This is a genomic window from Pseudomonas sp. TE6288 (assembly GCF_054062095.1).
On record NZ_JBSSEW010000046.1, the window covers coordinates 1 to 6918 of the forward strand.

8 protein-coding genes are annotated in these 6918 nt (G+C 66.9%); 7 read left to right on the top strand and 1 reads right to left on the bottom strand.

Going from position 1 to position 6918, the window contains the following annotated elements:
- The first annotated feature begins 177 nt into the window (after positions 1 to 177).
- Genes ACVWY1_RS25965 through ACVWY1_RS25975 form a run of 3 tightly spaced genes read left to right on the top strand, consistent with a single transcriptional unit; the run spans position 178 to position 2008 of the window.
- Entirely contained in the window at positions 178 to 687 is a 510-nt protein-coding gene (locus ACVWY1_RS25965; protein WP_038705608.1) for a hypothetical protein, read from the top strand.
- A gap of 16 nt (positions 688 to 703) precedes the next feature.
- The gene (locus tag ACVWY1_RS25970; RefSeq protein ID WP_038705609.1) at positions 704 to 1477 is read left to right on the top strand and encodes a class II glutamine amidotransferase; all 774 of its coding nucleotides are present in this window, start codon (positions 704 to 706) and stop codon (positions 1475 to 1477) included.
- 9 nt (positions 1478 to 1486) lie between these two features.
- Positions 1487 to 2008, top strand: coding sequence for a DUF2937 family protein (locus tag ACVWY1_RS25975; RefSeq protein WP_102684379.1), 522 nt, complete (start codon positions 1487 to 1489; stop codon positions 2006 to 2008).
- A gap of 37 nt (positions 2009 to 2045) precedes the next feature.
- Here ACVWY1_RS25975 and ACVWY1_RS25980 read toward each other — a convergent pair whose 3' ends face one another.
- The gene (locus tag ACVWY1_RS25980; protein ID WP_102684380.1) at positions 2046 to 2957 is read right to left on the bottom strand and encodes a LysR family transcriptional regulator; all 912 of its coding nucleotides are present in this window, start codon (positions 2955 to 2957) and stop codon (positions 2046 to 2048) included.
- A 129-nt stretch (positions 2958 to 3086) separates the two neighbouring features.
- On the opposite strand from ACVWY1_RS25980, the gene ACVWY1_RS25985 reads away from it, so the two are divergent.
- Genes ACVWY1_RS25985 through ACVWY1_RS26000 form a run of 4 tightly spaced genes read left to right on the top strand, consistent with a single transcriptional unit; the run spans position 3087 to position 6790 of the window.
- Entirely contained in the window at positions 3087 to 4373 is a 1287-nt protein-coding gene (locus ACVWY1_RS25985; protein WP_102684381.1) for an MFS transporter, read from the top strand.
- Positions 4374 to 4383: 10 nt separating this feature from the next.
- The gene (locus ACVWY1_RS25990; protein WP_110697951.1) at positions 4384 to 5163 is read left to right on the top strand and encodes a 5-oxoprolinase subunit PxpA; all 780 of its coding nucleotides are present in this window, start codon (positions 4384 to 4386) and stop codon (positions 5161 to 5163) included.
- A complete protein-coding gene (gene pxpB, locus ACVWY1_RS25995) occupies positions 5160 to 5855 on the top strand; it encodes a 5-oxoprolinase subunit PxpB (protein WP_110697953.1) in 696 nt (231 codons plus the stop codon). Before ACVWY1_RS25990 ends, pxpB begins: the two co-directional genes overlap by 4 nt.
- Positions 5852 to 6790, top strand: a complete 939-nt coding sequence (locus ACVWY1_RS26000; protein WP_277503140.1) for a 5-oxoprolinase subunit C family protein — start codon at positions 5852 to 5854, stop codon at positions 6788 to 6790. The genes pxpB and ACVWY1_RS26000 overlap by 4 nt, the downstream gene beginning before the upstream one ends.
- Positions 6791 to 6918 lie beyond the last annotated feature (128 nt).

Below are 6918 nucleotides of genomic sequence, written 5' to 3' on the forward strand. Positions count from 1 at the left end.
TTTTGGTGGGCCCCCCCCGGGGGGGCCCCCCCCCCCCCCCCGCTGTGTGGGGGGGGGGGGGGGGGGGGGGGCCCCCCCCCGCGATGGGCCGCTGCAGGTCCCTTACGGTGCGGGGGCAGCCTGCGCCGGTAAAAGTGTTTATCATAGGCGTCTCTTTGCCTGGCTTGCACCAACACCATGACCGAACACGACTATACGCTGGCCTGGGGCCTGTACGCCGTTGCCGCCCTGGGCTGCCTGCTGGTGGGTTTCAAGCTGACCGGCTGGATGTGGCGCTGGCTGCGCGAGCCGCTGCGGGTGATCATCGCCGTGCTGCTGTTCGCCCCGACCATCGTCGACCCTGTCAAGGAAAGCTTCGCCCCGGCCATCGCCATCACCGCGCTGGACCTCGCCTTCAAGGTCGGCAACAACGCCTGGCGCGCAGCCTCCGACCTTGCCATGTACGGGATGATCGCCTTTGCCCTGTACTTCGTCTTCGTGCTGATCCGCTGGCCGCTGGAAAAGCGTGCCCGCGAGCGCCGCGCCCAGCGTGAGGCCGCCGCCCAGCGCCAGGCCAAGGAAGAGGAAGAGGTCGTGGCTGACGCTTCCCTGGCCGCCAATCGTCATGACCGCTACCGCGACGATCCGCCACCGGCCCCCGTGCGCCGCTCCGGCCCCGGGCAGGGCCGCGTCGAACCCCGTCTGTAAGCCAGGAGCCGCGAACATGTGCGAACTGCTGGGCATGAGCGCCAATGTCCCCACCGATATCGTCTTCAGCTTCACCGGCCTGATGCAGCGCGGTGGGCGCACCGGCCCGCACCGTGATGGCTGGGGCATCGGTTTCTACGAGGGGCGCGGCCTGCGTCTGTTCCAGGACCCGGCGGCGAGCAGCGAGTCCGAGGTGGCCAACCTGGTGCAGCGCTACCCGATCAAGAGCGAAGTGGTCATCGGCCATATCCGCCAGGCCAATGTCGGCAAGGTCTGCCTGTCCAACACCCACCCGTTCGTGCGCGAGCTGTGGGGCCGCAACTGGTGCTTCGCGCACAACGGCCAGCTGGGTGACTTCGCCGGCCAGCGCACGTTCTACCGACCGATCGGCGATACCGACAGCGAGGCCGCCTTCTGCGACTTGCTCAATCGTATCCGCGAGGCCTTCCCCGAACCGGTGGAAGCCGAGCAGTTGCTGCCGGTGCTGGTCGAAGCCTGCGCCGAGTACCGCGGCAAGGGCGTGTTCAACTGCCTGCTCAGCGACGGCGACTGGCTGTTCTGCTTCTGCTCGACCAAACTGGTGCACATCACCCGCCGCGCACCGTTCGGCGCGGCGCGGCTGAAGGATGTCGACCTGATCGTCGACTTCCACACGCAAACCACCCCCAACGACGTGGTCACGGTGATCGCCACCGAGGCCTTGACCGAGAACGAGACCTGGAACCGCTACGAGCCGGGTCAATGGGGGCTGTGGCGCCACGGCGAGTGCGTCGCCCACGGCCAGAGCTAAGGACGCTCCATGTTCAGAAGTTACCTGCGTTTGCTGTTGTTCACCTTCGGCCTGCTGGCCGGTCTCCAGGTGCCCGGGCTGGTCAAGGACTACAGCCAGCGTGTCGAGGCGCACCTGCTCGAATCGCGCCAGGCCCTGGACGGCTTCCGCCAGACCGCGCAGCGCTTCTTCAACGGCGACCTGCAGGCGCTGGTGCGGCATTACCGCGGCAGCGACGATCCGGTGTTCAACAGCGATGCCAACAGCATCGAAAGCCTGCTGATCCGCAACCAGGCGCTGGAGCATGAATGGCAGGCCCTGCAGGGCTCGTGGGTGAGCCGCACCTGGCATGTGCTGGTGCAGCCGGAGCCGACATTGCGCGAGGAGACGCTCAAGGGCTACAGCTACCAGATCCTGCTGGTGCCCGAGGCGATCGGTTGGGGGATCGGCAGCGGGTTCGTACTGGCGTTCGTGGTCGAGAGCCTGTTGCTGGTGATTGGCTGGGTGATCCTCGGTGGGCGGCGCAAAGTGGTGAAGGAAAGCTGGCGGTGATGCTGTTGCTGCCCTGATCGTCGGTAAAGGCGACCGTTCAGACCAGCACGATCCGTTGCCCGCCCACATCCCGCGCATAGCGCTCCAGCACTTGCCGGCACACATCGACGATCTCGTCCACCAACGCCACGCCGGTCTGCCAGGCTACCACCAGCTCCAGGCTCGGCGGTGGCTGCAAGCCGTCCAGCAACACCAGCTCGCCCCGGCTCAGTTCGCCATCGACCAGTGCCGGTGGCAGCGCGCCGATGCCGAAACCGTCGCGCAGCAGGCGGGTGATCGCCGCCACCGAGTTCACGCAGTTCAGGCGTGGCGCCTCGGCCCCGGCTGACTGCAACAGGCTGAGCACTTCCTGGTGCGGTCGTGAATTTTTCGAGAAGGTGACGATGCGTTCGCGGGCCAGCTCCGCCAGCGAGGCGTAGGTGCGGTGGTGCGGGGAGCCTGCGGCGACGATCCAGCCCATCGGGTAGCGCGCCAGGTCCTGGCTGCGGATCGACTGCTCGCGCAGCAGGTCGGTCTGCAGGATCACGTCGAGAAAGCCTTTTTGCAGCTGTTCGCGCAGGTTCAGCGCGGTATCGGCCACCAGCTCGATCTCCACCTGCGGGTAGCGCTCGCCCAGCTCTGCCACCAGCGCGCTCATCCAAGTGTGGATGACGGTGTCCATGACCCCCAGGCGAATGCGCCCTGTCTTGGCCCGGTCGCTGTCCAGCGACTGCTTCATGGCCTTGGCGGTGTCGAGCATGCGTTCGGCATATTCCAGCACCTTGGCGCCCTCGGGGGTCAGGCTGACCCCGCGCGAATCGCGCAGCAGCAGTTTCACGCCCAGGTCGGCCTCCAGCGCGGCGATGCGGCTGGACACCGAGGCCTGGGTGGTGAACAGCTTCTCGGCGGTAAGGCGGAAGCTCTTGAGCCGGGCGACCCAGACGAAGGTTTCGAGGAAACGAAGGTTCATGATCAGTTTTTCTTGTTCCAGACCGGCGGATTTTCTCGTTGGACGTGCCGGGCGCGGCCTCTGAACATGGTGCCCAGGCCGCGACGCCCGACGTCGCCCATAGAACAATACCAACAAGCCGAGGCAACCATGAACCCGACCGGCGTGCAGCAGCAGGCCCCCGCCCGAACCTCGAGCGGCCCTTTCGCCTGGTACCGCGACATCGACTCCCAGCAACGACGCACCTTCTGGAGCTGCAAGATCGGCTACGGCCTGGACGGCATGGACACCCAGATGCTGAGCTTCGTCATCCCCACACTGATCATGCTGTGGGGCATCAGCACCGCCGAAGCCGGATTGATCCATACCAGCACACTGATCGCTTCGGCCCTGGGCGGCTGGATTGCCGGCATCCTCTCCGACCGTATCGGCCGGGTACGCACTCTGCAGTTGACGGTGCTGTGGTTTGCTTTTTTCACCTTCCTCTGTGGCTTCGCGCAAAGCTATGAGCAGCTGCTGATCGCCCGTACGCTGATGGGCTTTGGTTTCGGCGGGGAATGGACCGCCGGCGCGGTGCTGATCGGCGAGGTGATCCGCGCCCAGGATCGCGGCAAGGCGGTAGGCATGGTGCAGTCGGGGTGGGCCATCGGCTGGGGCCTGACCGCCATCCTCTACGCGCTGCTGTTCTCCTGGTTGCCGGCCGAGCAGGCCTGGCGCGCGTTGTTCCTGCTCGGGCTGCTGCCAGCGATCTTCGTGATCTTCGTGCGGCGCCTGGTCAAGGATCCGGAGGTCTACCGCGAGGCCAAGGCCGCCGAGACGGTCGCGGCGCCCTCACACTTCTACGAGATCTTCGCACCCGGCATGCTGTGGACCACGATCCGCGCTTCGCTGCTGACTACTGGTGCCCTGGGCGGCTACTACGCCATCACCTCGTGGCTGCCGACCTTCCTCAAGAACGAGCGCGGCCTGAGCGTGCTGGGTACCGGCGGCTACCTGGCGATGGTCATCGTCGGCTCCTACATCGGCTATGTGGTCAGCGCCTACCTCTGCGACCTGCTGGGGCGCCGGAAGAACTTCATCCTGTTCGCCGTGGGCTCGTTCGTCATCGTCCTGCTCTACACGCAGCTACCGGTCAGCGACAACGTGATGCTGTGGCTGGGCTTCCCGCTGGGCTTTTTCGCCTCGGGCATCTTCAGCGGCATGGGTTCGTTCCTCACCGAGTTGTTCCCCACCCGTATCCGTGGATCGGGGCAAGGCTTCTGCTACAACATCGGCAAGGTCATCGCGGCCATGTTCCCTTTGCTGATCGGCCTGCTTGGCGAGAAAGTACCGTTGGGTCTGGGGATTGGTGCCTTCGCCGCAGTGTCCTACGGTGTGGTGATCGTGGCCGCGCTGAGCCTGCCGGAAACCCGCGGCAAAGCGCTCCAGGCACGCTAAGGTAGGCATCATGAACATTGATACGGAGGTCCGCCAGGTGAAACGCCTGCTACTCAATTGCGACATGGGCGAGAGCTTCGGCAACTGGCGCATGGGCCAGGATGCCAAGGTCATGCCGTTCATCGACTGCGCCAATATCGCCTGCGGCTATCACGCCGGCGACCCCGGCACCATGCGCCGCACCGTGGCCCTGGCGCTGGAGCACCGGGTGGCCATCGGCGCGCACCCGGCCTACCCGGACCTGGCAGGCTTCGGCCGCCGCTCCATGGCCTGCAGCAGCGATGAGATCCGCGACCTGCTGCACTACCAGATCGGTGCCCTGGACGGCATCTGCAAGGTACTCGGCGCGCGGGTGGCCTACGTCAAGCCCCATGGCGCGCTGTACAACGACATGATGGCCAACCCGGCCATCCTGCGTACGGTGCTCGAGGCCGTGGCGGCGTTCGACAGCGGCCTGCCGCTGATGCTCATGGCCACCGCCGACGACAGTGCCGCCCAGGCCCTGGGCGACGAGATCGGCGTGCCATTGTGGTTCGAAGCCTTTGCCGACCGTGGCTACACCGCCAGCGGGCACCTGATGTCGCGGCGCCTGCCGGACGCGGTGCACCATGACCCGGCGCTGGTGGTCGAGCAGGCGCTGCGCCTCGCCAAAGGCGAGGCCCTGGTGGCCGACGACGGCAGCGAAGTGCGGTTGAACGCCAGCACCCTTTGCGTGCATGGCGACAACGATGGCTCCGTGGCCGCGGTACGCCAGATCCGCCAGGCTCTCGACGCGCTGGAGCAGGCATGACCCCACGTATCGAAGTGGTGGCCGTCGACAGCCTGATGGTGCGGCTGTTCGATGCCATCGATGAAGGCAACATGCCGTGGATCCTTGCCGCCAGCCAGCGCTTGCGGGACGCTTTCGGCCAACAGTTGATCGACCTGGTACCGTCCTACACCACGCTGATGGTGCAGTTCGACCTGGCGCCGGGCGAAGGGCGCCAGCGCATCCTGCACGCACTGGAGGGCCTGCGGCCCGATGCCGGCAATAGCGGGCGGCGGCATGAGATCCCGGTGTGGTACCACGCCAGCGTCGGTCCCGAGTTGCCGGTGCTGGCTGCGCGCAGTGGACTGAGCGAAGCCGAAGTGATCGAGGTGCACTGTGGCCGTGATTACCCGGTGTTCGCGCTGGGGTTCGCTCCGGGTTTCGGCTTCATGGGGCTGGTCGACGAGCGCCTGGCCACGCCGCGCCTGAGCACCCCGCGCAAGCGCGTGGCCGCGGGCAGCGTCGGCATCGCCGAGCGCCAGACCGCCGCCTATCCGGCTGTGTCGCCGGGCGGCTGGAACCTGATCGGTCGCACGCCGGTGCGCCTGTTCGACCGCGAGCGCGAGGGCTACAGCCTGCTGCAGCCTGGCGATCGGGTGCGTTTCGTGGCCGTCGAACGGGCCGAATTCATTAACCTGGGCGGTGACGATAGCCCGCTGGAGGCCCAGGCATGAGCCAGTTGAAAGTCGAGGCCAGCACCGCGCTGTGCCTATTGCAGGATGCCGGGCGTTTCGGTGTGCGGCACCTGGGCGTGACCCAGGGCGGCGCGCTGGACTGGGTGGCAATGCGATGGGCCAACTGGCTGCTGGGCAATGCCCTGGACAGCGCCGTGGTGGAGATTGCGCTTGGCGGCTTCAGTGTGGTTGCCGAGCAGGACTGCGTGCTGGCGCTGGCCGGGGCCGACCTCGACGCGCAGGTCGACGGACAGGCCGTGGCGCCCTGGACCAGTTTCAACCTGGGCAAGGGCCAGCGCCTGACGCTGCGCCAGCCTCGCCAGGGGGTACGTGCTTACCTGGCGGTGCCGGGCGGGTTCGTGGGCGAGTCGGTGATGGGGAGTTGTTCCACCGTAGTACGGGAAGAACTGGGTGGAGTAGACGGCCAGGGCCGGGCGCTGCTGAAAGGGGAGGTACTGCATGCGGCTGAAGCCATCGCGGGGCAAGTCGGGGCACCGAACCGCCGCTCCCTCGTGCCCGAAGCGCTGCGGCCGGCGTATGCCGAGAAACCGGTATTGGATCTGGTGATGGGCGCGCAGATCGGTAACTTCGGCGGCACCAGCCTGTTCGAGGCGTTCAACCGTGACTGGACGCTGGACAACCGTGCCGACCGCATGGGCATTCGCCTGCTCGGGCCGCAACTGGTCTACCAGGGCGCGCCGATGATCTCCGAGGGAATCCCCCTCGGCGCCGTGCAGGTGCCGCCGGACGGGCAGCCGATCGTCCTGCTCAACGACCGGCAGACCATTGGTGGGTATCCACGGCTGGGGGCGCTGACACCGCTGGCGCTGGCGCAATTGGCGCAGTGCATGCCGGGCGCGACGATACGGTTCAGGGCGGTGGTGCAGGACGAGGCGTGGCGCGAGCAGCAGGCATGCTTGCGCTGCTGGGGTTGAGTCTGCCGGCACCATCGCGGGGGCAGCCCCCCCCCCCCCCCCACCAGCAAAAGCGCAACTGGTGGGGGGGGGCGTGCCCCGCCCGGGGGCCCGGTAGGGGAATAGATTAATTTGACAGGGTAAGCAAA